This window comes from Gemmobacter denitrificans, assembly GCF_036964905.1.
Lineage (GTDB): Bacteria > Pseudomonadota > Alphaproteobacteria > Rhodobacterales > Rhodobacteraceae > Gemmobacter > Gemmobacter denitrificans.
The window spans coordinates 441,013-464,822 of the sequence record NZ_JBALHR010000003.1 but is presented as its reverse complement, the minus strand read 5'-3'; the positions used below and the strand labels follow the sequence as shown (position 1 = coordinate 464,822).

General features: G+C 64.5%; 22 protein-coding genes. 9 read left to right on the top strand and 13 right to left on the bottom strand.

All coding sequences use genetic code 11. The features are described 5' to 3' along the window. Positions 1-3: 3 nt before the first annotated feature. Positions 4-1,323 carry a nucleotide sugar dehydrogenase gene (locus V6590_RS07975; RefSeq protein WP_335421656.1) on the bottom strand — a complete coding sequence of 440 codons (1,320 nt, stop codon included), beginning with the start codon at positions 1,321-1,323 and terminating at the stop codon, positions 4-6. Between the two features lie 177 nt (positions 1,324-1,500). Here V6590_RS07975 and V6590_RS07970 point away from each other — a divergent pair, with 177 nt between their 5' ends. Further along, positions 1,501-2,613 (top strand): glycosyltransferase family 4 protein, encoded by a 1,113-nt coding sequence (locus V6590_RS07970; protein WP_335421654.1) that lies wholly within the window; start codon positions 1,501-1,503, stop codon positions 2,611-2,613. Beyond that, positions 2,610-3,335 (top strand): polysaccharide deacetylase family protein, encoded by a 726-nt coding sequence (locus V6590_RS07965; RefSeq protein WP_335421652.1) that lies wholly within the window; start codon positions 2,610-2,612, stop codon positions 3,333-3,335. Before V6590_RS07970 ends, V6590_RS07965 begins: the two co-directional genes overlap by 4 nt. On the opposite strand, the gene V6590_RS07960 is transcribed toward V6590_RS07965, so the two are convergent. From V6590_RS07960 to V6590_RS07945, 4 genes are read right to left on the bottom strand one after another with little or no spacing between them, the layout of a single operon-like run. Beyond that, positions 3,336-4,199 (bottom strand): MBL fold metallo-hydrolase, encoded by an 864-nt coding sequence (locus V6590_RS07960; RefSeq protein ID WP_335421649.1) that lies wholly within the window; start codon positions 4,197-4,199, stop codon positions 3,336-3,338. After that, a complete protein-coding gene (locus V6590_RS07955; RefSeq protein ID WP_335421647.1) occupies positions 4,199-4,678 on the bottom strand; it encodes a cyclic nucleotide-binding domain-containing protein in 480 nt (159 codons plus the stop codon). The genes V6590_RS07960 and V6590_RS07955 overlap by 1 nt, the downstream gene beginning before the upstream one ends. A gap of 36 nt (positions 4,679-4,714) precedes the next feature. Further along, positions 4,715-7,375 carry an ABC transporter transmembrane domain-containing protein gene (locus tag V6590_RS07950; protein WP_335421645.1) on the bottom strand — a complete coding sequence of 887 codons (2,661 nt, stop codon included), beginning with the start codon at positions 7,373-7,375 and terminating at the stop codon, positions 4,715-4,717. A gap of 60 nt (positions 7,376-7,435) precedes the next feature. Beyond that, the gene (locus V6590_RS07945; protein ID WP_335421642.1) at positions 7,436-8,815 is read right to left on the bottom strand and encodes an adenylate/guanylate cyclase domain-containing protein; all 1,380 of its coding nucleotides are present in this window, start codon (positions 8,813-8,815) and stop codon (positions 7,436-7,438) included. 252 nt (positions 8,816-9,067) lie between these two features. On the opposite strand from V6590_RS07945, the gene V6590_RS07940 reads away from it, so the two are divergent. Continuing rightward, complete coding sequence (locus V6590_RS07940) at positions 9,068-9,412, top strand: thiol-disulfide oxidoreductase DCC family protein (protein WP_335421640.1); 345 nt, start codon at positions 9,068-9,070, stop codon at positions 9,410-9,412. An 18-nt stretch (positions 9,413-9,430) separates the two neighbouring features. Here V6590_RS07940 and V6590_RS07935 read toward each other — a convergent pair whose 3' ends face one another. The 3 genes from V6590_RS07935 to V6590_RS07925 form a co-directional block, all read right to left on the bottom strand. After that, complete coding sequence (locus tag V6590_RS07935) at positions 9,431-10,447, bottom strand: fatty acid desaturase (protein ID WP_434063240.1); 1,017 nt, start codon at positions 10,445-10,447, stop codon at positions 9,431-9,433. A gap of 178 nt (positions 10,448-10,625) precedes the next feature. After that, positions 10,626-11,588: an aldose epimerase family protein gene (locus tag V6590_RS07930; protein WP_335421636.1), complete on the bottom strand. Its 963-nt coding sequence runs from the start codon at positions 11,586-11,588 to the stop codon at positions 10,626-10,628. A gap of 53 nt (positions 11,589-11,641) precedes the next feature. Beyond that, positions 11,642-12,679: a zinc ABC transporter substrate-binding protein gene (locus V6590_RS07925; protein ID WP_335421634.1), complete on the bottom strand. Its 1,038-nt coding sequence runs from the start codon at positions 12,677-12,679 to the stop codon at positions 11,642-11,644. 70 nt (positions 12,680-12,749) lie between these two features. On the opposite strand from V6590_RS07925, the gene V6590_RS07920 reads away from it, so the two are divergent. Genes V6590_RS07920 through V6590_RS07910 form a run of 3 tightly spaced genes read left to right on the top strand, consistent with a single transcriptional unit; the run spans position 12,750 to position 14,777 of the window. Next, complete coding sequence (locus V6590_RS07920; protein ID WP_335421632.1) at positions 12,750-13,226, top strand: Fur family transcriptional regulator; 477 nt, start codon at positions 12,750-12,752, stop codon at positions 13,224-13,226. Next, on the top strand, positions 13,223-13,993 hold the full coding sequence (locus V6590_RS07915; protein ID WP_335421630.1) for a metal ABC transporter ATP-binding protein: 771 nt from the start codon (positions 13,223-13,225) through the stop codon (positions 13,991-13,993). The genes V6590_RS07920 and V6590_RS07915 overlap by 4 nt, the downstream gene beginning before the upstream one ends. Next, positions 13,986-14,777 carry a metal ABC transporter permease gene (locus V6590_RS07910; protein ID WP_335421735.1) on the top strand — a complete coding sequence of 264 codons (792 nt, stop codon included), beginning with the start codon at positions 13,986-13,988 and terminating at the stop codon, positions 14,775-14,777. Before V6590_RS07915 ends, V6590_RS07910 begins: the two co-directional genes overlap by 8 nt. 19 nt (positions 14,778-14,796) lie before the next feature. Here V6590_RS07910 and V6590_RS07905 read toward each other — a convergent pair whose 3' ends face one another. The 4 genes from V6590_RS07905 to V6590_RS07890 form a co-directional block, all read right to left on the bottom strand. Then, complete coding sequence (locus V6590_RS07905; protein ID WP_335421628.1) at positions 14,797-16,215, bottom strand: PepSY-associated TM helix domain-containing protein; 1,419 nt, start codon at positions 16,213-16,215, stop codon at positions 14,797-14,799. Positions 16,216-16,251: 36 nt separating this feature from the next. Next, positions 16,252-16,644, bottom strand: coding sequence for a hypothetical protein (locus V6590_RS07900; protein ID WP_335421627.1), 393 nt, complete (start codon positions 16,642-16,644; stop codon positions 16,252-16,254). An 85-nt stretch (positions 16,645-16,729) separates the two neighbouring features. Beyond that, positions 16,730-17,101 (bottom strand): PaaI family thioesterase, encoded by a 372-nt coding sequence (locus V6590_RS07895; RefSeq protein WP_335421624.1) that lies wholly within the window; start codon positions 17,099-17,101, stop codon positions 16,730-16,732. 41 nt (positions 17,102-17,142) lie between these two features. Next, the gene (locus tag V6590_RS07890) at positions 17,143-19,533 is read right to left on the bottom strand and encodes a ligase-associated DNA damage response DEXH box helicase (protein WP_335421622.1); all 2,391 of its coding nucleotides are present in this window, start codon (positions 19,531-19,533) and stop codon (positions 17,143-17,145) included. A 133-nt stretch (positions 19,534-19,666) separates the two neighbouring features. Between V6590_RS07890 and V6590_RS07885 the strand changes: the two genes are divergently transcribed. From V6590_RS07885 to V6590_RS07875, 3 genes are all read left to right on the top strand, one after another. After that, positions 19,667-20,479, top strand: coding sequence for a TIGR00282 family metallophosphoesterase (locus V6590_RS07885; RefSeq protein ID WP_335421620.1), 813 nt, complete (start codon positions 19,667-19,669; stop codon positions 20,477-20,479). Beyond that, complete coding sequence (locus V6590_RS07880; RefSeq protein ID WP_335421619.1) at positions 20,476-21,366, top strand: DMT family transporter; 891 nt, start codon at positions 20,476-20,478, stop codon at positions 21,364-21,366. The genes V6590_RS07885 and V6590_RS07880 overlap by 4 nt, the downstream gene beginning before the upstream one ends. A gap of 118 nt (positions 21,367-21,484) precedes the next feature. Further along, entirely contained in the window at positions 21,485-23,269 is a 1,785-nt protein-coding gene (locus V6590_RS07875; protein ID WP_335421617.1) for an SLC13 family permease, read from the top strand. A gap of 13 nt (positions 23,270-23,282) precedes the next feature. Here the strand turns inward: V6590_RS07875 and V6590_RS07870 are convergent, their stop codons facing one another. Then, complete coding sequence (locus tag V6590_RS07870; RefSeq protein WP_335421615.1) at positions 23,283-23,756, bottom strand: SRPBCC family protein; 474 nt, start codon at positions 23,754-23,756, stop codon at positions 23,283-23,285. Positions 23,757-23,810 lie beyond the last annotated feature (54 nt).

Here is a 23,810-nt window from a genome sequence, read left to right as displayed (position 1 = left end):
CAATCAGGCCTTGACCACCTTGTCCATCGGCAGACCCAGCCTGCCAAAGACATTGCGGGTATCAATGATCAGCGACGCGGCTTCAGCAATCGCCGCATAGTCGATGCCATCATGATCAGTGGAAATCAGCACGGCATCAAAGCCCGCGATGATGTCACGCTCCAGCGGCACCGAGGCCTGCCCGGTCAGCGGCCCATAGGCACGGGTGCGCGGAATCGCGGGTACATAGGGATCGTGATATTCCGCCACCCCACCGCGTTCCCCGATCAGCTCGATCAGCTTCAGCGACGGGCTTTCGCGAATATCGGGCACGTTTTTCTTGTAGGCCAGCCCGATCACCAGAACCCGCGACCGGCTGAGCGCACGCCCCAGCCGCTGATCCAGCGCTTCGGCCAGACGGCCGATCACATGGCGCGGCATCGCGGAATTGATCTCGCCCGCCAGTTCGATGAAGCGGGTTGTCAGATCATATTCGCGGGATTTCCACGTCAGATAATAGGGATCAATCGGGATGCAATGCCCGCCCAGACCGGGCCCCGGATAGAAGGGCATATAGCCGAAGGGCTTGGTCTTTGCGGCCTCGATCACTTCCCAGATGTCGATGCCCATGGCGTCGTAGATCACCTTCAATTCGTTCACCAGCGCGATATTCACCGCACGGAACACGTTTTCGGTGATCTTCACCGCCTCGGCCGCCGAAGGCGAGGATACGGGCACGATACGTTCGAACACCGCGCCATAAAACGCCTCGACCAGCGCCTGCGCCTGCGCCCCGTCGCCTGCCACCACCTTGGGGATCGTGGCTGTGGTGAAGGCGCGGTTGCCCGGGTCTTCGCGTTCAGGCGAAAAGCCAAGGAAGAAATCCTGGCCCGACCGCAACCCGCCCGATTCAAGGATCGCCTTTACCGGGCCGGTGGTGGTGCCCGGATAGGTCGTGCTTTCCAGCACAACCAGTTGCCCCGGACGCAGGCAGGCGGCGATCTGGTCGCAGGTGCGGGTGATGAAGCTCAGATCAGGTTCGCGGTGCCGGGTCAGCGGCGTGGGCACGCAGATCACGATCACATCGCACGCGCCCAGACGGGTGAAATCGGTGGTCGCCGACAGATGGCCGCTGCCGGTCAGCGCCTGCAAGTCGGCATCCGACACCGCTTCGATATAGCTGCGCCCGGCGTCGATCTGCACGATCTTGGTCGGGTCGATGTCAAAGCCCAGCACGGCAAAGCCCGCCTTGCCGCAGGTCACCGCCAGCGGCAGCCCGACATAGCCCAGCCCAAGCACCGCCACTTTCGCGTCCCGCGCGCCGATCCTGTCCAGAAGTGCCATGCGATCCCGCCTTGTTGTGCCGCGCCTTCACCTGTGCTCTAGCCCCCTGCCTTGTCAAGGCAGCGGCGCCAAACATCGCCGCACAGTCACCCCCGTGTGACCGCGTGCCGGGAGCGGTTGGTTCGCGGCGGTCATTCGGCTAACCTGTATCTCCGACAGGCCGGATGGACCCGACAGATGACACAGAACCCGCCGCGCATCGCCTTTTATGCGCCGCTGAAATCGCCCGATCATCCGGTGCCGTCGGGCGACCGGCTGATGGCGCGGTTGCTGATGCGGGCGCTGGCGATGGCAGGGTTCGAGGTCACCCTTGTGTCCGGCCTGCGCGCCTATCTTGGCGATCCCGATGACAGCGCAGCGCTGGCGGCGCTTCGGCAGGCAGCAGAGGCAGAACAGGCGCGGATCGCGGCAAGCTGGGGCGACATCCCGCCCGATCTCTGGTTCTGCTATCACCCCTATTACAAATCGCCCGATCTGATCGGCCCCACGCTTTCCCGGCGGTTCAGCCTGCCCTATGTCACCTGCGAGGCATCGCTGTCGCGCCGGCGCAATCAGGGGATCTGGGCAGAAACGCAGGCCGGGGTGCAGGCCGAATTGCAAAGAGCCGCGCTGAACCTGTGCCTGACGGCTCGCGATGCGGCAGGTCTTGGTGCCATGCTTGACCAGCCACGACTGGCCCGGCTGGCCCCCTTCATCGACATCGAACCACTTGCCCGGGTCGCGCCCCGGCCAGACACCGGCCATATCGTGACTATTGCGATGATGCGCCCGGGCGACAAGTTGGCCAGTTACGCCGCCATCGCGGCAGCCCTGCGCGGCCTGCCTGCTGGCACCGATTGGCGGTTCAGCGCGGCGGGCGACGGCCCGGCCCGGGCAGCGGTTCAGGCGCTGTTTGCCGATTTGCCGCAAGACCGCATCCACTGGCTGGGGGCATTGCCCCCCGAAGGCGTGGCGCAGTTGTTGGCCAGTGGCACGCTCTATCTTTGGCCCGGCTGCGGCGAGGCCTATGGGCTGGCCTATCTGGAAGCGCAGGCGGCGGGCCTGCCTGTCGTGGCCTGGCAAGTTGCAGGCGTGCCCGAAGTGGTGCATCCCGATGCTGGGGGCCAACTGGTCCCTGAAGGGGATGTGGCGGGGCTGGCACGAACGGTGGCATCGCTTTTGTCCGATCCGGCCACTGCGGCAGCCGCCGGGCGCGCGGCACGGCAGGCAGTACTGGCGCGACATTCCCTTGATGCAGCGGCGGAACGGCTGGGCACCCTGCTGCGCGACGTGATGGAGGGCAGGACATGACACCAGAGGGCTTGAAGGCAAGGCTGGATGATCTGGCCCGGCAGGGCCGACAGATCGATCTCTGGTGGCGCGATGACGATGCCATTGCCCCGGGTCCGGCGCTGGACCGGCTGCTTGCACTTGCCGGGCAACATGGCGTTCCGCTAACCATCGCGGCCATCCCCGCCCATGCCGGGCAGGCGCTGGCTGACAGGCTGGCCCAAGCGCAGGATATTGCGGTGGCCGTGCATGGCTGGGATCATGCAAACCACGCCCCCCCCGACGAGAAGAAGCAGGAACTGGGGGCGCACCGGCCTGTGGCACAGATACTGGACGATCTGGGCCGGGGGCTTGCCCGGCTGGCCGCGCAGCATGGCCCAAGGTTTGTGCCAGTCCTTGTGCCGCCCTGGAACCGGATCAGCCCCGACCTGGTGCCGTATCTGCCCGGCCTAGGATTTCGGGCGCTATCGGTCTATGGCCCGCCCAAACCCGCGGCACTGCCGGTCATCAACACCCATCTCGACGTCATGGCCTGGCGCGGCCTGACAAAGGGTCGCCCGCCCGCCGACATGCTGGCCGAACTGGACGGGTTGCTGGCGCAGCCGATTTCAGGCCCTTTGGGCGTGCTGAGCCATCATCTGGTGCATGATGAAGCCGCATGGCAAAGCCTGTCGGCGCTGCTGTCGGTCACATGCGGCCATCCGGCCTGCCATTGGCGCGCCCTTCCCGATCTGCTGCCCTGATTACAGAAGGATGGTCTGCCGATCGCGGCCACAAAAGGCCCCGGGGAACAGGTCTTGCGCCTTCGCGTCAATTTCCACCAACTCGGCATCGGGGCGATAGAGGGCGTGATGCACAAGACCCAGACGCTTCACCCCGGCCTGTTGGGCCAGCATCACCGCGTGTTCCCATGTGGAATGACCGAAATTGCGATAGGTTTCGAACTCATCCTCGGTGAAGGCCGCGTCATAAAGCGCGAGATCGACACCCTGCATCAGATCCAGAACGGTCGGGTCCATCTGGCCGGGTTCGTGTTCGGTATCGAACAGGATGGCGACGGAACGCCCCCCGATTTCGAACCGATAGCCCACAGCCCCGTCGGGATGGTTGAGCCATCCTGTGCGCACCGTCATCCCTGCCGGCCCGGCCAGCACATCGCCGGGGCAGAAATCCCGCGTTTCGATCCGGGCCTTGAACACCTCGGGCCCGACTGGAAAATAGGGTTTGCGCATGAAACCGCAGAGCATGTCCTGCGTGGTCATCTGGCCATGCAGATGCCCCGACCACAACCGCACCTGCGCCGCAGGATCATAGAAGGGCGCAAAGAATGGCAGGCCCATCATGTGATCGTAATGCGAATGGGTGAAGAACAGGTCGATCTGGGTCTGGCCCGCATTGCGCAGCGCCTTGCCCGCAGGCGCGATGCCCGAACCGGCATCGACCAGCACAACCTGATCGCCGAACCGCAATTCGACGCACATCGTATCGCCGCCAAATTCGGTGAACCCGGTCCCGGACCGGGGCAGACTTCCGCGCGTGCCCCAAAGGGTGACCGCCAGCCCGGCCTCCGGCTCCGCCGGACCCGCCCCGTTTTCGGGCTGTCGCATCAGCTGGCCCTTGCTGCCCTGTGGGCACTGGCCAGTTCGGCGGTGGTATGGCTGAGCCGGCTGGCCAGCACCTGTACCACTTCCCGCGTCACATCAGGAAAATCATGCAGCAGGCGCAGGAAGTCATCCTTGTCGATGCGCAGGGCTTCCAGATCCGAACCGGCGCGCACGGTTGCCGTCCGGGCGACATCGCACAGGATGGCGATTTCCCCCACGATGCCGTTGCGCACGACTTCGGACACTTTCACCTGGCCGCTTTCGGTTTCGATCAGCACATCGGCAGTGCCTTCCAGCACAAGATAGGCCGCATCACCCGGTTCGCCCTGCCGGAACAGGGTCTCGCCCTTGCGATAGGCAACCCGTTCCGATGCAAAAGCCAGAAGCTTGAGCCGCGAGGCAGCGACGCCCGCGAACATCGGCACCTGGCGCAAACACCGGACCTCGTCGTTCAGCAGCATCTGTGGGGCCTCGTCTGACATGTCAGGCGTCTCCTCGGGTTTTGCATCCTGGCGTGATTATGCCGCGACCATTTCCCTGAAGATACCATTCTTTTCGGAAAGTTCCTCTGCGGTACCCGTTTCTACAAGGGTTCCGGCATGGAAAAGTGCCACCTTTTCGAAATGTCGCGCCAATCCCGGGTTGGACAGCACCCAAAGCACCGCCGGACGCCGGGCGCGCTTGCGCAGGGATTCGAGGATGTTCTGCACGATCCGTTCCTGGCTGCGCCCATCCAGCAGACTGAGCGGACGGTTGAAGACAAACACCTCGGACGGGCGGATCAGCGCGCGTGCCAGCGCCAGCTTCTGCCGCTGGGCCTGGGTCAACCGCTTGCCGCCATTGCCCACATCATAGCCCAAACCAACCAGCCGGATCTGATCCAGAAGCGCTTCCCGTTCCAGAAGCTCGGACAGGATCTGCCGGATCTGTGCGGCCCCATCGCGGTATTTCCGACTGATCCGGCCAAACAGCATGTTATCCATCAACGTGGCCGAAGCCATATAGGACGCCGGATCATACAACTCGATCGCGGCGCGGGGTTCGGGCGGCATTTCGGCATGCAGCACCTGACGCACATCGACGATGCGCTGCATCATCGCACGGTCCAGCAGACCGAAACGGTCGCGCGGTTCGACATAGGCGAAGGCCAGCCGGATCATCATGGCGTGATCTTCCTGCACCATCTTCTTTTCCGGGTGATCGAACTTTGCCAGCAACAGCTGATAGGCTGGCAAGTCATCCGCCTGCAGATAGGTCAGTTGGCGGAAGAACGGATGGTCTGGCGGAAGATCGGCAAACAGGCTGATCACGTTGCGGGCAATTTCCACGCCCATCGCGCTGAGCGCGTCATGCAGACCATGCTTTTGCAGGAAGCCCAGGAAATCGGCATTGCGGGCCAGCGCATCAGGCATGAATTCGGCCCGGTTGGCATGGCCGAACAACAGGTTTTCCAGCAGCGTGGCCTCGGGGTTGTAGCTGCCCGGTTCAAACGGAACCACCAGCCCGGCCAGATCGCGATCTTGCAACACGCGCCGCAATTCGCTGCGGATGCGCAGCAGGTTTGCCGCAAGCGCGGGATGGTGCTGCGGCGAGATGGTGGACCGCAGCCCCAGATCCTCGATATCTCCCACCAGCTGCACGCATGTCAGCACCTCAAGCGCGCGCGCCATCAGCCCGGCACGTCCCTCTACGCCAAGGGCGGCATAGTCGATCCAGGCGGCGTCTGGGTCATCAGGCAGACAGGCCGCTGCATCGGGACGCGAGACATTCTTCAACCCGTACAGCAGATTGTCGAGCAGACTGCCCGCAAAGAAATACCCGTCCGTCGCGGCATAGCTGATGGCACGGCCTGTCGCGGATTCGGGCAAAGTCAGCAGATTGTCGGGGCCCACCGACACTTTGCCACTGGTGGGCCAGGTTTGCCGGGCGAAGATTTCGGCCAGCACATCGCCCCCCGACCCGGTCGCCCCCACCACAGCCATTTCGTCACCGGGCTGCAGGGCCAGGTTCACCCGCTCCAGCATCGCACCGCCGCTGTCATCGGTCAGACCCAGATTGACGGCGGCAATCGGCTGGCCCAGCGGGGCGGGCGGATCGGCGATCGGGGCCTGAATATCGGGGGTCAACATGCCATCGACCGCGAATTGCGACACGACCTGCTGATACTTCACCTCGACATCCTGCCGGTTCTGATCCCAGTCGATCAGCTCTTTCAGCGGGCCGGGCAGATCGCGATAGGCACCGATCACCGCCACCAGCTGACCGATATCCAGCCGCCCGGTCAGGGCCAGATAGCCGCCGACACTGTAGAACAGGAAAGGTGTCAGCGAAGACAGGAAATTGTTGATGAACTTTACCAGAAACTTCCAGCGATAGATGTCGAAGCGGATGGTGAAGATACGGTCAAGCCGCCCCATCACATCATGGCGTTCGTAATTCGAGGTGTCATAGGCGTGGATGGTGCCGATGCCTTCGACAATTTCGCCGATGCGGCCTGCCAGTTGCCGGGCCGTCAACTGCCGTTCCCGCCCCAGCACCAGCAGCCGCCGCCGCATCCGCGGAATGATGAAGACCTGCACTGCCACAAGCGACGCCGTGATAAGCCCGAGCGGGATGCTCTGGACGAAGATGAACACCAGCGCGGTCAGCGCCTGCCCGCCCAGCAAGGCGGGCGACACAAAGGCATCCCCGGCAAAGCCGCCCAGCGGCTCCACCTCGTCCTTCACCATGCTGGCAACCTCGGCGCCTTTCAGGCGCTTGAAGGTATGCGGCGGAAAGCGCAGCACGTAATCGACCAGCGTGAACCGCAGCCTTTGCAGCAAGAACTCGCCCAGCCGCCCCTTGTAGGTGTTGATATAGAACTTGAAGAGCCCGTTCACGATCACCAGCAGCAGGAAGACTGCGCTAAGCGCCATGAGCGATTGCAGCCGGTTCAGGTCCATGCCCGGAAACAGCACCAGTTCTTCGCCGCCGGACCACGGCATCGCGATGCGCAGCACCGTCTGGGTGGCGGTTTCCGTTTCAAACCCGGCCCCTTGAATCGGGCCGTTGACGATGGTCTTGGGCAGATTGAAGGACAGGTAATAGGGGATCATCGACAGCGCGACGATCAGCAGGACCCACCCCTGCTGCGCCTTTGTGTTGCGCCAGATGTATCGCGTCAGACTATCGTCAAGCATAGGGCCGTGCCTTTCCGGCACTGGGCCGGCTGGGTTGGACTTTGGGAAGGGTTCGAGCCATCATCGGGATGGCCCTTCCTGAATAGGGGCGGGTGGCGGCAGGGCGACAAGATCGACCGGATGGCCGACACCTTCCACGATTTCATGGCTGAAGACCTGCGCGCCTTCGGGGTCGAACCCCTGATGGCGTGACAACTCCAGCGCCTCACGCGTGGCAAGAGCGGCAACGCCGCGGGTCTTGCAGTGCTTTTCCAGCTTGGCGGCCAGATTGACCGGATCGCCGATCACGGTCCATTCCAGCCGATCCTCGACCCCGACCACACCACACAACATCTGCCCGGTCGCCACCGCCGTTCCCACCGCAACGGGGGTCAGGCCCCGGGACAGACGATCCGCCGACCATGCGGCAGCAGCAGCCTGCACGGCCATCTGCGCCCGCAGCGCATCGGCGGCAAAGGTGGCGCTTTCCCGCGCGGCTCCAAAGGTCGCAAGGATGCCATCGCCCAGATATTTGTCGATGGAACCGCCCGCCTGCCGGATCGCGGGCACCACACAGGCCTGATATTCCTCGATCAGCCCCAGAACCGCCTCGGCCGGAAGGCCTTCGGACAGGCGGGTGAAGCCACGCAGATCAACCATCATCACCCCCGCCTCCCGCAGGGTGGCATCGCCCGGTTTCAGACTGTTTATTGTCTCGCGGATGCCCGTGGCGATTTCGGGGGCGAAGAAGCGCGAAAGTTCGGCGGCCGCATGGGCCTCGGTCACCGCGCGCACCAGCAGCCGACGCGACCGCACTGCCGCGACAGCCAGGATTGCCGTAAAGATGGTGAAGGCCATGGCCCGGTCAATCTCGGCCCCCAGAAGCAGCGCATCCGATGTGGCCCAGACCGCGAAATCGCGCGTGACGTTCATCTTGTCCGTCATCATCACCGCATAGCCGACCAGCGCCGTCCAGCCCACCAGCGTGCAGCCCCCGGCAAACAGGATCCAGCCCGGTTCGGCCCGCAGCATGCGCAGGGCGATCAGGATGAAGGCGTAGAGCAGCGTGGGCGCCTTCAGATAGACCGTCGGCGGTGATTGGTATTGCAGGTGAAACGACCAGATCGTCAGCATCAGCAGCGAAATATCCACCACCACCGACAGGCCCAGCAACCAGTTGGGCAGATAGCCCCGCAGCACCATGACCAGCCGGATCAGGGTGAAGATGGTATAGAAGCCAAGCGCAACCGGCACCGGTTCGAACGGTACATCCGGCGGAAAGGCCTTGGGGGCGAAGGCGTAAAAGGTGCCGAACAGCGCGATGGCCCCCAATTGGGCCAGGCAGACCAGCAATTCGGATGAGGTCCGGTCCCGGTCCAGCGCCTCGGCGGCACTGTGTGGCACCGCAGCGACCGGGGGCGGCCCGAACACAAAGGAAAGCAGGCGGTCGGTCAATGTCATGTCTGGATAAGATCCGCGCCAGCAAAAGAACCCGATGATGGCCCCGGGCTGATTGGACCATCACGCCTGCGCATGCTGCCCGATGCTGGCCGCCGGGGCAAGGCCAAGCAAGCGCCGCGCCGGTGATAAATCCGTTACAGAGCAAATCGCCGGATGACTCCAGACCAGAGCGTTTCGGCACCAAGCCGCATTGCCCGCCCCGACTTGCGGCCTAGCTTGCATCAAGAGATGCCTCAAAGGAGCCTGGGCACCATGTCGCGCGTAACGGTCTGGTTCGATAGTGGATGTCCGCTTTGCACCCGCGAGATCGCCCTGATGCGGCGACTGGACCGGCGCGGCGCGATCACCTTTGTCGATGCCTGCAACCCCGAGACAGCCTGCCCACTGGATCGCGCCGCCATCCTGTCCAGGTTTCACGCAGAAGAAGACGGTCGGCTGATGTCCGGGGCCGCCGCCTTTGCGGCGATGTGGCGGGCGATCCCGGTCCTGCGCCCCTTGGGACTTCTGGCCGGCTGGCCTCCGCTGACACCGGTGTTCGAGGTGGGCTATCGCGGGTTTCTGCGCATCCGCCCCCGGTTGCAGCGCCTCTTGCGCTGAAAACGGGTCAGTCGCGGATCAGGCGATCCCGTAGCGGGCATGTGCCTCGGCGAAAGAGGTCAGCCGCCCTTCGGCCTCGTCCCACAGATGCAGGCGCACGGTGGACAGGCTTTCGCGGATGGTCAGGCGCTGCGCCTCGGCCAGTTCGCGATAGTCCTCCAGTACTTCGGTCAGGCGATAGAAGGGGATGCGCGAATAGAGGTGATGCACATGGTGGATGCCGATATTGCCCGACAGCCAGCGCAGCGGTTGCGGCAGCACATAATGCGAGCTTCCTTCCAGCGCGGCATGATGCAACTGCCAGTCATCGCCCTTGGACCAATGGGTCTCTTCGAACTGGTGCTGCACATAGAACAGCCAGACCCCGATGGTGGCGGCAATGACCGATGTGGGCAGGAAGATCAGCAGCACCGGCAAGAAGCCCCCGAACCAGACGATCAGGCCAAGGGCGATGCCGATCATCGCATTGGTGCCCATGGCCGAAGTCCAGTAGCGCCAGCCCGCATTCATCAGCCCCATCGGCAGGCGGTTCTGCAGAATGAACAGATAGCTCGGGCCCAGCACGAACAGCACGACCGGATGGCGATACAGCCGGTACATCCAGCGCCCCATCGGCGACCGCGCCCGATATTCCTCGATCGTCAGGGTGGTCACGTCACCGATGCCGCGCTGATCCAGATTGCCGTGATGGGCGTGATGGATCGAATGGGTCCGCCGCCAGACCGCATAGGGCGTCAGCGTCAACACACCCAGAATCCGCCCCACCCAATCCTGCGCGCTGCGGTTGGCAAGGAAAGAGCCATGGCCGCAATCATGCTGGATGATGAAGATACGCACCAGAAACAGCCCGTTCACCACCGCCAGCGCCAGCGCCAGCCATACGCTGACCGAAAGCGCCATCCAGGCCATGGCCCAAAGCGCGACAAAGGGCACCAGCGTTGCCGCCAGTTCCAGCAGGCTGCGCCGGGTTGAAGGTGTGCGGTATTTCGCAAGAACCTTCAGCCAGTCGGTGGCCTTGCGCGGGGTTTCAGGCATGTCGTTCATCTGGGTCTGTTCATCAGGCCGGCAGCGCCGGGGGTTGCGGCCCCGGTCGGCGCTGGCTTTAGGTCCGCGCGCGTGGCAAGGCTTTCCTATCTACTACGGCGCAGGGCCATGTCTGACAATGGTGTCAATGCCTATCTTTTGTGTCAGGTGGGCGCAGTTGGCCGTCGCATCAGCGCGAAAAGCGCCACCGCGTGATCTGGTGGCGGGTTTCATGCGGCTGCAGCAGGATCGGCGGGAAGGCAGGCTGGTTCGGGGCATCCGGCCAATGCTGTGGCTCGATCGCCAATCCGGCATAGGCGCCATGACCGGCATCTGCAGGGGCGCGGTGATCATAGACCTGCAGCCCCGGTTCGGTGGTGGCCAGCGTCAGGGTCAGCCCGCCCTGCCCGGTCAGCCACAGCACATCCCGCAAATCCTCGGGCCAGTCAGACAGACAGAAATTCGTATCCAGTGCGGGCGCCCCCGGAACTACGGGCCGCCCCTGCCGGAAATCGAAGGCGCCACCCGCGACCGGCAAAAGCCGCCCCGTGGGGATCAGCGCCCCATCCACCTCGGTCATCCGGTCGGCTGCGATGCGCAGGTGATGGCCCCGGAAATCGGCGCTGCCGTCCAGGTTCCAATAGCTGTGATTGGCCAGGTTGATCAGGGTGGCCGCATCACAGCGGGCGGTGAGGGTCAGGCAAAGCTCGGTTGGGCGCAGGTGCCATTCGGCCTGCAAATGCCGCTGGCCCGGAAATCCACCGGCGCCATCGGGCAAATCCAGCGTCAAGGTCAGATGATCCGGGCCATGGGCGGCAATCGTCCAGGTCCGGGCATGGGTGCCATCAGGGCCTGAATGCAGGCAATGCGGCCCGTCATTGGCAGCGAAACGGCACAGGCGGCCCGCCACGGTGGCGCGCGCATGGGCAATGCGGTTCGCCACCGGGCCGACCAGCGCCCCGTGCCAGCACAGGGCGCCTTCGTAATCGGCCAGCCGATCCGAACCCAGCGTCAGCCCGTGATCCAGACCTTCCAGCCGCACCGATTGCAGGATGGCACCAAGCGTCAGGATCGTGGCGCTCAGCCCGCCCGCCTGCAGCGTGATGGCCTGCACTGCAGCGCCTGCCGCCGTTATGCCGAAGTGCCGGATCATCGCGCCCCACCCTGTTTGCGCAAAAATACTCCGGGGGCGCGCGGGAGCAAGTCTCAGTTCAGGCAATCCGCCAGATTGGTTGCCAGATTGCGCAGCAAGGTCGCATAGGCATCTGGCCCCGGGTCAATGGCGGCCCCTTCCGGGTCCAGCGGGGCGCCAAGTTTCACCCCGGTTGCCTCGGCCATCTGGGCGACCAGCTTCGGATCATGCCCGGCTTCGGGGAAAAGACAAAGCGCCTCGGCCCCGGCCTTGTCCTGCAACGCCCGCAGCCGCGCCGCACCCGGGGCGGTGGCATCGCCCAACGCCACCGACCCGGCCACCGTCAGCCCGTAATGGGCGGTGAAATAGCCATAGGCATCGTGGAAAACCACGAAAGGCTTGCCCTGCAAAGGGGTCAACTGCGCGGCAAGTTCGCTGTCCAGCGCGGCGATCCGTTCAGCCCCGGCAGCAGCATTCGCCGCATAGATCGCAGCATGTTCGGGATCGCGCGCGGCAAGAGCCTCGGCGATCACCGTCAGCCAATGCGCGGCATTATGCGGGTCAAGCCAGGCATGGGGATCAATTCCTTCATGGGCATGATCTTCATGCCCGGGCTCGGTGTGGTCGTCATGCCCTGCATCATGGTCGGCATGGTCATGCCCTTCGTGCGCGGCCTCTGGCGCGGCATGGCCGTGGCCCTCATGCCCGGCTTCCGCTTCGGCATGGTCGCCATGCACCTCCTTGCCTTCGGCATGGTCATGGTCGTCATGCGTCGCGCCAAATTCCCGCAATTCTGTGCCGGGCGCGTCCAGCAAACGCAGCTGGGGAACATCGCCCAGCCCATCCAATGTGCGGTCCAGCCAGGGCGACATCTGCGGCCCGGCCCAGATCACCAGACCGGCTTCGGCCAGGGCCGCTGCCTGACTGGGGCGCAGTTGGAAATCATGGGCATTGCCGCCCTTTTCCATCAGTATCTCGGGTTGGCCCAGATCCCCCATCACCATCGACACCAACGCATGGGTCGGCAGGAAATCCGTCACCACGCGCGGCACTTCGGCAAAGGCCGGGCTGGCAAGGGCGGTGGCCATCAGGATCGATATGGTATAACGCATCATCATGCTCCTTGCGCTGTGCTCGCCACGGGGTATGTATGTTATACCATAACACGTCAAGAGGCCAAAGGTGCAAACACCCGCCTTCCACAGCCATGATCACGCACATTGCACCGGTGATGTGCTGGCCCGCGCCGATGCGCTCATGTCCGAACGGGCTGCCCGGCTGACCCCGGTGCGCCGTCGCGTGCTGGAAATCCTGCTGGAAGCCCATCGCGCCATGGGGGCCTATGACGTGTTGCAGCGGCTGGCGGCCGAGGGTTTCGGCAACCAGCCGCCCGTCGCCTATCGCGCGCTGGATTTTCTGGTGGAACAGGGCCTTGCCCACCGCATCCAGCGGCTGAACGCCTTCACCGCCTGCATGCATCCGGGCGAGGCCCATGCGCCCGCCTTTCTGATCTGCCGCAACTGCAATGCCGTGGCCGAGGCCCCGGCCAGCCCGGTGCTTGCGGCATTGGAAGCTGCCGCAGGAAGCGAAGGCTTTGCCATCGAACGCGCCAGCATCGAAGCGGTGGGGCTGTGCCCGTCGTGCCAGGCGGCAGCATGACGCCGCTGGTCAGCGCCGAACATCTGTGTGTGTCGCGCGGCGGAACCGAAGTGCTGCACGATGTCAGCCTGTCGATCCGCAAGGGCGAGATCGTCACCATCATCGGCCCGAACGGTTCAGGCAAATCGACATTGCTGCGCGCCCTGCTTGGGTTGGTGCCTGCCGGGCATGGGCGGGTGACGCGCCTGCCGGGCCTGCGGATCGGCTATGTGCCCCAGTCCCTGCAGATCGACCGCAGTCTGCCGATGACAGCGCGGCGTTTCCTGTCGCTGCCAACCCGGCAGACCCGTGCTGCCACGGATGCAATGCTGGCGCGGGTAGGTGTGCCCGAAGTGGCCGAACGCCCGCTGACCGGCCTGTCGGGCGGGCAGATGCAGCGGGTGCTGCTGGCCCGCGCCCTGCTGACCGAACCCGAACTTCTGATGCTGGACGAACCGACCCAGGGGCTCGATCAACCCGGAGAGGCGGCCTTCTACCGACTGATCGAAGATGTCCGGCGCGAAACCGGGGCGGCGGTGCTGATGGTCAGCCATGATCTGCATGTGGTGATGAGCGCCTCGGATCGCGTGATCTGCCTGAACGGCCATGTCTGCTGCGAAGGCACGCCGCGCGTTGTTTCGAACGCCCCGGAATATCGCGCGCTGTTCGGCCTTGGCACACAGGGCGCGCTGGCGCTGTATCAACACGCCCATGATCATGACCACACCCATGACCACGCACATGGGCACCCCCATCACGACACGCATCATCACCATGACCCTGCTTGACGATTTCCTGATCCGCGCGGCCCTTGCGGGCATCGGGCTTGCTGTGGCCACCGGGCCGCTGGGCTCTTTCGTGGTCTGGCGGCGCATGGCCTATTTCGGCGATGCAACCGCCCATGCCGCCATTCTGGGCGTCGCACTGGCGCTGGCTGCCGATCTGCCGATCGGGGCCGGAACGCTGGCGGTGGCCTTGGCGATGGCGGTGACCGTGGCGACACTGGCCGCGCGCGGCTGGGCCATGGATACCACGCTGGGGGTGCTGGCCCATTCGGCGCTGGCGCTTGGTCTGGTGGCAGTCAGCTTCGTGCCCGATGCCCGCGTCGATCTTTCTGCCTATCTGTTCGGCGATATTCTGGCCGTCTCGCAAACCGATCTGGCCTTCATCTGGGGCGGGGCGCTTCTGGTGCTGGCCCTGCTGATCTGGCGCTGGTCGGCCCTGCTGACCTGCACGCTGAACGAGGATCTGGCGGCGGCCTCGGGTCTGCATCCCGACCGGGAGCGGCTGGTGCTGACGCTTGCATTGGCGCTGACCGTGGCCATGGCGCTGAAAGTGGTGGGGGCGCTGCTGATCGCGGCCATGCTCATCATCCCCGCCGCAACGGCACGGGGGCTGGCCCGAAGCCCGGAAACCATGGCCGCCCTTGCCGCGCTGATCGGTGGCGGGTCGGTGCTGGGCGGGCTGCAGCTGTCGCTGGCCGAAGATACCCCGGCAGGGCCTTCCATCGTAGTGGTGGCGATGCTGTGCTTTGCACTGGTCGCCGGGTTCGGGCGGATGCGGCGGGGCTGACCCCGCCGCCCGCGAAAGATCAGGACAGCGCGCGTTTCAGCGGCGGCACCCAGTTCAGCACCAGCAGATCAAAGGCCAGCACGGCAAGCAGGGTCAACCCCAGCACCGGGAAAGCCATCGACATCACCAACGCAATCAGCACCATGCCCTTGGTCAGCGGCACAAGGTCGGGGCGCGGCGGTGCCGCCAGACGCGCAGCCCCTGACGGGCGGCGCTTCCACCACATCACCACCGAGGTGACGGATACGGTGATCAGCAGCAGGCAGATCGCGATGTTCAGCACGGCGTTCCACAGGCCCATGAGACCCATATGCAGCGGGATACCCACCGCCATCGCCTGCCCTGCCGGGCTGTAATCGGCAAACGTCACATCGGCCAGAATCTTGCCGGTGAACTGATCCACATGCACGGTGCGGTCGCTGGTCGGATCGGGGCTGTCATTCGACATGCTGTCGCGGCTGATGGTCCAGACCCCGGTTTCGCCTTGGGGATAATTCAGCTGGAACCGTGCGTAGAAATCAAGGCTGCGCGCCAGGGCCACAAGGCTTTCCAGTTCAACCGGCACACCCGGCGCGGTGCCCGTCACGCCCGTATCCGAGCCCGAAGCCGGCATCGGGGTCTGTTCCAGCGCCCATGGCACTTCCTCGACCGAGGTATGGTTCATCGCGGCATGGGTCGCATCGGACAGCGGCACATTATCCCACTTTTCGGCGGGGAAGGTGCTCCAGGCCTGCACGAATTTGGCCCCCCAGATGCCTGCCCAGCTGAGCCCGGAAATCAGGAAGAACACAAGGATCAAGCTCATCCAGCTGCCAAGGCTCAGGTGCAGCGATTTCCAGAAGGCGCGGCCCGTGGCGCTGAAATCCGGCACCAGCATGCTGCGCAGGCCTTTGCCATTGCGCGGCCAGGCCAGATAAAGCCCGGTCACCACCAGCAAAAGGCACAGCGAGGCCGCAATCTCGATCAGCAGATCGCCCCAGAACTTGGCCTCACCCTGCATCAGAAGCTGGCCATGCAACCCATCGGCCAACTCTTCCCAGGTATCGCCCTCGGTCGTGCTTCGCAGGACTTCGCCCGAATAGGGGTTCAGCGCCACCATCTGCGCACCGCTTTCGGTGGCCACACGGAAAATCGCCGGGTTTTCCGCGCCATAGGGCGCGATATAGCGGGTCACAGTGCCCCCGGCATGGGCAGCGGCAGCTTCGGCCTGGGCCGAGACAGCCATCGCGCTGCCTTTGGGTGTCAGGCTGAGCCGTTCGCCATACTCCGGCGCAATGGCACTGAACCAGACCATCACGATACCGGTGACCGACAGCAGGATCAGGAAGGGGATGACATAAAGCCCGGCATAGAAGTGCCAGCGCCATGCGGCGAAATAAAGGGGATTGATGCGGGATTGCCCGCCACCGGCAGCATTGCCGGGCGTCTGGATCGACATGGTTGTCTCCGTCTGAAAGGAAAATGGGGTTTCGGTTCAGACGGTTGCAGGGGGGCCACGGGCAAACAGCCCACGCGGATCGAAAGCCGGACGCCACAGATCATCGGGCGCGGCGGGCGTCAGCGGGACAAGCGTTGCGGGCGGCAGCGCCACGGCAGGCGTGGCAGTGATCAGGGCCGCCATTCCGGCCTGGGCCCAATGGCAGCGGTCATCTTCGGGGGCTTGCTGCGAAACGGGCTCACCCGTGGCTGGATCGACACGCAGTTCGACCGCGCCCTGATCGGAACAGATGACCAGCGTCAGCGCGCCATCCGCCGACCGTTGCGGCATATACCCCGGTGCCAGCAGCGACAGCAGCATGAAGGGCACCACCAGCACAAGGCCGGTGAGGCGCATCAGGATCGACTGGCGGGGCGCGCGGGCGGTCATGCCCTTTCGATGCCCGGGCTTTGCGGTTTCGTCAAGACCACAGGCAGGCACCGCAGCCGCAAACCAGCGGTCGGCCAGAGTTCTCTCAGGCCGGTGGATCAACTGCGATCATCGTGGCCTGCATCAGCGCGATCAGCGTTTCCTGCCCATCGCGCAGGGCAAAGACCTCGGCCTGCGCCACAGTCAACCGCCGCCCGGCCTTTACCACCTTGCCGCGCGCCAACAGGCTTTCGCCCAAGGCAGGGGCCAACAGATTTATCTTCGCCTCGGCCGTCATCACCTCGCGCCCGGCGGGCATCAGGGTCAGGCTGGCATAGCCCGCCGCGCTGTCGGCCAGCGCAAAGGTCAGCCCGGCATGGCCCGCCCCATGCTGCTGGCTGCTGGCCGGGGTCAGCGGGGCGGCCAGTTCAACCAGACCCAGTTCAACCCGCACGACGGTGGCCCCGAAGGTGGTCATCAATCCCTGACGGGCAAAGCTATCCCTGATCCGCGCATCCATCATTCCAACCCTGCCGCCTGCATCAACCGTTGTGCTGCCGCCTCGGCCAGCCGCTCCCTGCCACTACCCTGGACCGGGATGCGCCCGGGTTCAAGAAACAGCGGCGCGGCCAAGGGGGTGACACGCTGCAACCGGCGCAATTCGATCCGTGGCCCCACGCGCTCCAGCAGTGCCTCGATCCGCTGGAAATCGACAAGACCGCACATCGCCTCTTCGCGGGTGATCTGCAACAGCAGATGGCCCGGATCGTGGCGGCGCAGCGTGTCATACAGGATGTCCGACGAAAAGGTCGCCTGTCGCCCCGACTTGCGCCGCCCCTGATGGCTGCGTTCGATCAGCCCGGCGATGATGGCGCTGGCGCGGAAGGTCCGCTTCATGACCGCATTCCCCGACAGCCAGCTTTCCAACCCGTCGCGCAGGCCCTGTGCATCGAACAGCCCGTCCAGCCGCGTGACGGGTTCCAGCCCCCAGATCAGGGTGGCGTAATCGGTGCAGACAAAGCCAAGCGGGGCAAGGCCGCGATCCTCCATCGCCTTGGTGACCAGTAGACCAAGGGTCTGCTGGGCATTGCGCCCGGCAAAGCCGTGGATGCACAGATGTTCGCGCCCGTCATGCGGAAAGCTCTCGCACAGCAGACTATCCGGTTCGGGCAGGCGTGACACATCGCGCTGCAGGGTCAGCCAGCGGGCCGTGTGGCCCGGCAGATCGGGCCAGCTGTCCTGTTGCAACAAGGTCAGGATGCGGTCGGTCAGCCGGGTGGAGGTGGCGAATTTCGTGCCGTTGAACACGGCAACCTTGGGGTCGCGGCCGGGCTGGCGGGTCACCTCGACAGTCAGTTCGTTCAGCCCTTCATAGCGCACCACCTGCCCGCCAATCAGGAAGGTATCCCCGGGGCTGAGCGTGGCGGCAAAGGCCTCTTCCACCTCGCCCAGAGGCACGCCACCCATCCGGCCCTTCAGGCGCACTTTCAGGGTTTCGGTGTCGATGATGGTGCCAAGGTTCTGCCGGATCACCGCAGCGCTGCGCGGGTCGCGCAACTGCCACAGCCCACCGCGCTGCATCAGCCGCTGCCAGCGATCATAGGCGCGCAGGGCATAGCCGCCGGTGGCGGTGAAATTCAGGCAATCGTCAAAGGCGGCGCGGTCAAGCCCGGCATAGGGGCCTGCACTTGTCACCTCGGCATACAGGCTGTCTGCGTCGAACGGACCGGCGCAGGCGGTGGCAAGGATATGCTGGCACAGCACGTCGCGCGGACCGGGGCCGCGCGGCTCGCCATCCAGATCGCGGGCGCGCACCGCTTGCAGCGCGGCTTCACATTCCACCACTTCCCAGCGGTTCGCAGGCACCAGCAGCGCCTTGGAGGGGGCGTTGTAGCGGTGGTTCGCCCGACCGATACGCTGCACCAGACGCTTGACGTTCTTGGGCGCGCCCACCTGAATCACCAGATCGACATCGCCCCAGTCGATACCAAGATCGAGACTGCCGGTGCAGACGACCGCGCGCAGGGCCCCTGCGGCCATGGCAGTTTCCACCCGGTCCCGCGCTTCGCGCGACAGGCTGCCATGATGGATGCCGATGGGCAGATCGTCGGTATTGGCCAGCCAGAGATCGTGAAAGAAGATTTCCGCCTGTGCCCGGGTATTGTGAAAGATCAACGTGGTGCGGTGGCGCTGCACTTCGGCCAGAATGGCCGGAATGGCATAGCGCCCGCCCCCGCCCGCCCAGGGCGGCGGCTGATCGGTCTGCAACATGGCGATATCGGGTTCTGGCCCCGGATCGGCTTGCAGGATCGCGGCCCCCCCGAGAAAGGCCGCCAGTGCCGGCGGGTCTTCCACCGTGGCCGACAGGCCCACACGGCGCAGACCGGGGCACAGCCGGGCCAGACGCGCAAGCCCCAGCATCAGTTGATCACCGCGCTTGCTTTCGGCCAGCGCATGGATTTCATCCACGATCACCCGCTGCAGACCGGCAAAGATGCGCGGCGCATCCTCATAACTCAAGAGCAGCGCCAGACTTTCCGGCGTGGTCAGCAGGATATGCGGCGGATCGGCCCTCTGGCGGCGGCGTTGGGTCTGTGTGGTGTCGCCGGTGCGGTCTTCGATGCGGATGGCCAGCCCCGCCCCTTCGACCGGACGGCGCAGGTTGCGGCGGATATCGGCCGTCAGCGCCTTGAGCGGCGAGATGTAAAGCGTATGCAGCCCGGGAGGTGGTGAGGGGCCCAGTTCGGCCAGCGTCGGCAGAAACCCGGCCAGCGTCTTGCCGCCCCCTGTCGGCGCGATCAGCAGGGTGGCCGGGTCGCCCCTGCGTTCCAGCATCGCCTGCTGATGCGGATGCAACGCCCAGCCTTGCGCGGCAAACCAGTCGGACAGGGGTTCGGGCAGATCAACCATGGCCCCAAGATAGCCGCCACGGCCCGCCTGCCAATCCCCCGGCCTGCAATCTGCCCAACGATCTGCGACACAGGCCCCGTGCACCTGTCGTATTCCGCCTTGCAGCCCCGGATGGCTCTGCTATCGCTGGGGCATGAAACTGCTTTTTCTTGGCGATGTGATGGGGCGCGCGGGCCGCGCCGTGGTGCAGGAGCGACTGCCGGGTCTGCGCACGGAGTGGGGTCTCGATTTCGTTGTGGTCAATGGCGAGAATGCCTCGCAGGGGATGGGGCTGACGGGCGAACATGCCAAGGCCCTGTTCGCTGCCGGGGCCGATTGTGTCACGCTGGGCGATCATGCCTTTGATCAGAAAGACATGCTGGCCCATATCGAGCAGGAACCGCGGCTGATCCGCCCGCTGAACTTTGCCCGCCTTGCCCCCGGCAAGGGCGCAAAACTGTTCAGCGATGCGCGGGGGCGCAAGGTGCTGGTGGCGCAGGTCCTGGGGCAGGTTTTCATGAAACGCCCCTTTGATGATCCGTTCTCGGCCATCGACACGGTGCTGAAGGCCCATCCGCTGGGCGGGTTGGCGCAGGCGATCATTGTCGATGTGCATTGCGAGGCGACATCGGAAAAGATGGCGCTTGGCCATTGGTGCGACGGGCGGGCCAGCCTCGTGGTCGGCACCCATACCCATGTGCCCACCGGAGACGCGCAGATCCTGCAAGGCGGCACCGCCTATCTGACCGACGCCGGCATGTGTGGCGATTACAATTCGGTCATCGGCATGGAAAAGCTGGAGCCGATGCGCCGCTTTGTCACCGGCATGCCCAAGGACCGGTTCACCCCTGCAGGCGGCCCGGCCACGCTGTCGGGGGTTTATGTCGAAACCGATGACCGGACGGGCAAGGCCGAAAAGGTGCGCATGATCCGGATCGGCGGACGGCTGGAGGAAGCCAGGCCATGATCTCCCGCCCAAGGGCGCTGGCTGCATTGGTGGCGCTTGGCGCAGGCTGGGGCATCACACAGCCATTGGGCAAGATGGCTACCGAAACCGGCTATCCGCCCTTCGGCATCATTTTCTGGCAGCTGGTCATCTGCACCTTGGTCCTTGGGACCATATCGCTGGTACGCGGCCGCGGGCTTGTGCTGCATCGCCGGGCAATGTGGTTCTATCTGGTGGTGGCCATTCTGGGCACGCTGGTGCCGAATTACACCTTTTACGTCTCGGTCGCGCGGCTGCCGTCTGGCATCATGTCGATCCTGATTTCCGCCGTGCCGCTGCTGTCTTTTCCCATGGCGCTGGCCTTGGGAATGGATCGGTTCAGCACGCTACGGCTGTTCGGGCTGTGCCTAGGGCTGGCGGGCGTCGCCCTGATCGCCCTGCCCGGCGGCACCGGGCTTTCGCCGGACATGATGCTGGCCTTTCTGCCGGTCGCGCTGATCGGCCCGCTGTTCTATGCGATGGAAGGCAATTTCGTCGCCCGCTACGGCATGGCCGGGCTTGACCCAATTCAGGCGATGTTCGGCGCATCGTTGATCGGGGTGCTGCTCTGCCTGCCGATGGTCTTGGCCATGGGGCAATGGGTGACGCCGACGCTGCCCCCCGGGCGTCCCGAACTGGCGCTGCTGATTTCGTCTGCCGTTCACGCGCTGACCTATGCGGGTTATGTCTGGCTGGCCACGGCGGCAGGTGCGGTCTTTGCGTCGCAATGCGGCTATCTGGTAACCCTGAGCGGAATGGTCTGGGCGATGCTGCTGCTGGGCGAACGCTTTGGCCCGACCATCTGGCTGGCCTTGCTGGTGATGCTGTCCGGGGTGGCGCTGGTATCACCTCGACAGCGTTCCGCCTGATCGCCTGCGCGCGCAACCGTGTCCTTTTGACCGCAGCACAACGCGGTCGGGCGACGAATCCTTTGCATTTCGGGGGCAAATAATCTACCAAGTCAGTCGAGTTTAACGCGGAGACAGCATGCTCGGGTTGGAACTGGCGCAGGAAACACAGGCCATTGTCGCAATTGGCATTCTGATGGGAATGTTCGCGCTGTTCGTGCGCGAAACCTTTCCGGTCGAAGTGACAGCACTGGGCGGTGCGGCGCTGATGATCCTGCTGGGCATCCTGCCAGAGAAGCAGGCACTTGGCGTCCTGTCCAACAATGCGCCCTGGACCATTGCGCTGATGTTCATGGTGATGGGTGGGCTGGTGCGCACCGGCGCGGTGGAAATCCTGATCGGCATGGCGGAACGGCATGTCGGCAACCGGCCCCGCACGACGCTTGTGGTTCTGTTCAGCTTTGTGGGGGTTGCTTCATCGGTGATGAACAACACGCCGCTGGTGGCCGTGATGATCCCGGTGGTGATCCAGATGGCGGCCAGGATCGGGAAGGCCCCGTCCAAGCTGTTGATTCCGCTCAGCCACATGACGGTGATGGGGGGCATGATCTCGTTGATCGGCACATCCACCAACCTTCTGGTCGATGGCGCGGCCTACAAGGCGGGGCTGGATCATTTCGGCCTGTTCGAAATCGCGCCGCTGGGCATTGCGGTCTTTCTGACGGGCGGAGCCTATCTCGCGCTGTTCAGCGACCGGCTTTTGCCGGAACGGCAATCCATGGCAAGCATGCTGGGGGATCGCAAGCGGCTGAAATACTTCACCGAAGTCGCCATCCCCGAGGATTCCGTGCTGATCGGTACGCCCGTGCTGGAGGTGCAGCAGTTCAAGCGCTCGGGCGTGCGGGTAATCGACGTGCTGCGGGGCGATCTGTCCCTGCGCCGCGATCTGCAGGCCGCCGTCCTGCAGGCCGGTGACCGCGTGGTGCTGCGCACCGAAATGACCGAATTGCTGGGCATGCAAAGCCGCACGGACATGCGGGTGGCCGACAAGCTGTCATCCGTCGAAACCGAAACGGTCGAGGTGCTGATCACCCCCGGCTGCAAGATGATCGGCCGCAGCCTGGGCGAAATGCGCCTGCGTCGCCGCTATGGCGTCTATCCGCTGGCCGCCCATCGCCGCAGCCAGAATATCGGTCGGCAACTGGACGAACTGGTCGTGCAAGTCGGCGATACCCTGCTGCTGGAAGGCCGGGCCGAGGATATCAAGCGCCTGGCCGCCGATATGGACATGGTCGATGTCAGCCACCCGACGCAACGCGCCTATCGCCGCGACAAGGCGCCGATTGCCATTGGCGCGCTGCTGTTCGTGGTCGTGCTGTCGGCGTTCGAGGTGGCACCGATCTATGCCCTTGGTTTTCTGGCCGTCGCTGCGATCCTTCTGACCCGCTGTATCGACAGTGACGAGGCTCTTGGATTCGTTGATGGACGCCTGATGGCGATGATCTTTGCAATGCTGATGGTCGGAGAATCGCTGGACAGGTCTGGTGCCGTAGCCATGATCGTTGCGGGTGTGAAACCCTGGATAGAAGGCCTGCCGCCGTTCTTGATGATCCTTGCCGTCTATCTGCTTGGGTTGATCCTGACAGAATTTCTGTCCAACAATGCGGTGGCCGTCCTGTATACCCCGATTGTGATCGAACTGGCCCAACAACTTGGCGTCGATCCGCGGCCCTTTGTGGTGGCGGTGATGTTTTCGGCCACTTTGGCCTTTGCCACCCCTATCGGCTATCAGACGAACATGATGGTTTATGGCCCCGGCGGATACCGGTTCACCGATTTCACGCGGGTCGGCCTGCCGCTGAACATCATCACCTGGCTGCTGTGTTCGGCGTTGATCCCGCTGATCTGGCCGCTTTACCCGTGACGTGCCGCGCGGATCAGCGCCGGGCCGTGGTGCGATAGCGTTCTTCGACCTCGTTGCACAACTGTCCGACGCGTGCCTCGTATTTCCGTTCGATCTTGCCGCGTGCAAGCTTCATCGATTGCAGGAATACCCGGGCAGCCAGACTGCGCGCCTTGATTTCGCTACGCACCGTGACGCGGGTACGCCGCGCGGACAGTTCCACGAATTCGACATCGATTTCGGCATCGAATGAACTGCCGCTGGCCGCGAATGCCAGAACATGCTGCGGATCGACCCGTTTCAGCGCGATCGCCACCTTGCGGGGTTTGCCGCGCCAGACAAAGCCGACGGTCCACCCCATGCCGGGGCCGAAGCTGGTCAGCCGGTCGGTGCGCAGCACATCGGCCCCCCTGCGCATCGCTGCGCGCTCCCAATTCTCAGTATCGGCAAAACTGCGGTAGACAAAGTCGATCGGGGCTTCGAGGTCTTCGCGGCTGCTGAGCTTCATGCGGTTCTGCCTTTTTCGGGCCTAGGCGACCCTGTTCTTGTCGGCAGTGAGTTT

Excerpts from the sequence above, each read along its gene's own strand:
- V6590_RS07975 (WP_335421656.1), bottom strand. The coding sequence starts at position 1,323 with ATGGCACTTCTGGACAGGATCGGCGCGCGGGACGCGAAAGTGGCGGTG.
- V6590_RS07970 (WP_335421654.1), top strand. The coding sequence starts at position 1,501 with ATGACACAGAACCCGCCGCGCATCGCCTTTTATGCGCCGCTGAAATCG.
- V6590_RS07965 (WP_335421652.1), top strand. The coding sequence starts at position 2,610 with ATGACACCAGAGGGCTTGAAGGCAAGGCTGGATGATCTGGCCCGGCAG.
- V6590_RS07960 (WP_335421649.1), bottom strand. The coding sequence starts at position 4,199 with ATGCGACAGCCCGAAAACGGGGCGGGTCCGGCGGAGCCGGAGGCCGGG.
- V6590_RS07955 (WP_335421647.1), bottom strand. The coding sequence starts at position 4,678 with ATGTCAGACGAGGCCCCACAGATGCTGCTGAACGACGAGGTCCGGTGT.
- V6590_RS07950 (WP_335421645.1), bottom strand. The coding sequence starts at position 7,375 with ATGCTTGACGATAGTCTGACGCGATACATCTGGCGCAACACAAAGGCG.
- V6590_RS07945 (WP_335421642.1), bottom strand. The coding sequence starts at position 8,815 with ATGACATTGACCGACCGCCTGCTTTCCTTTGTGTTCGGGCCGCCCCCG.
- V6590_RS07940 (WP_335421640.1), top strand. The coding sequence starts at position 9,068 with ATGTCGCGCGTAACGGTCTGGTTCGATAGTGGATGTCCGCTTTGCACC.
- V6590_RS07935 (WP_434063240.1), bottom strand. The coding sequence starts at position 10,447 with ATGCCTGAAACCCCGCGCAAGGCCACCGACTGGCTGAAGGTTCTTGCG.
- V6590_RS07930 (WP_335421636.1), bottom strand. The coding sequence starts at position 11,588 with ATGATCCGGCACTTCGGCATAACGGCGGCAGGCGCTGCAGTGCAGGCC.
- V6590_RS07925 (WP_335421634.1), bottom strand. The coding sequence starts at position 12,679 with ATGCGTTATACCATATCGATCCTGATGGCCACCGCCCTTGCCAGCCCG.
- V6590_RS07915 (WP_335421630.1), top strand. The coding sequence starts at position 13,223 with ATGACGCCGCTGGTCAGCGCCGAACATCTGTGTGTGTCGCGCGGCGGA.
- V6590_RS07905 (WP_335421628.1), bottom strand. The coding sequence starts at position 16,215 with ATGTCGATCCAGACGCCCGGCAATGCTGCCGGTGGCGGGCAATCCCGC.
- V6590_RS07900 (WP_335421627.1), bottom strand. The coding sequence starts at position 16,644 with ATGACCGCCCGCGCGCCCCGCCAGTCGATCCTGATGCGCCTCACCGGC.
- V6590_RS07895 (WP_335421624.1), bottom strand. The coding sequence starts at position 17,101 with ATGACCACCTTCGGGGCCACCGTCGTGCGGGTTGAACTGGGTCTGGTT.
- V6590_RS07890 (WP_335421622.1), bottom strand. The coding sequence starts at position 19,533 with ATGGTTGATCTGCCCGAACCCCTGTCCGACTGGTTTGCCGCGCAAGGC.
- V6590_RS07885 (WP_335421620.1), top strand. The coding sequence starts at position 19,667 with ATGAAACTGCTTTTTCTTGGCGATGTGATGGGGCGCGCGGGCCGCGCC.
- V6590_RS07880 (WP_335421619.1), top strand. The coding sequence starts at position 20,476 with ATGATCTCCCGCCCAAGGGCGCTGGCTGCATTGGTGGCGCTTGGCGCA.
- V6590_RS07875 (WP_335421617.1), top strand. The coding sequence starts at position 21,485 with ATGCTCGGGTTGGAACTGGCGCAGGAAACACAGGCCATTGTCGCAATT.
- V6590_RS07870 (WP_335421615.1), bottom strand. The coding sequence starts at position 23,756 with ATGAAGCTCAGCAGCCGCGAAGACCTCGAAGCCCCGATCGACTTTGTC.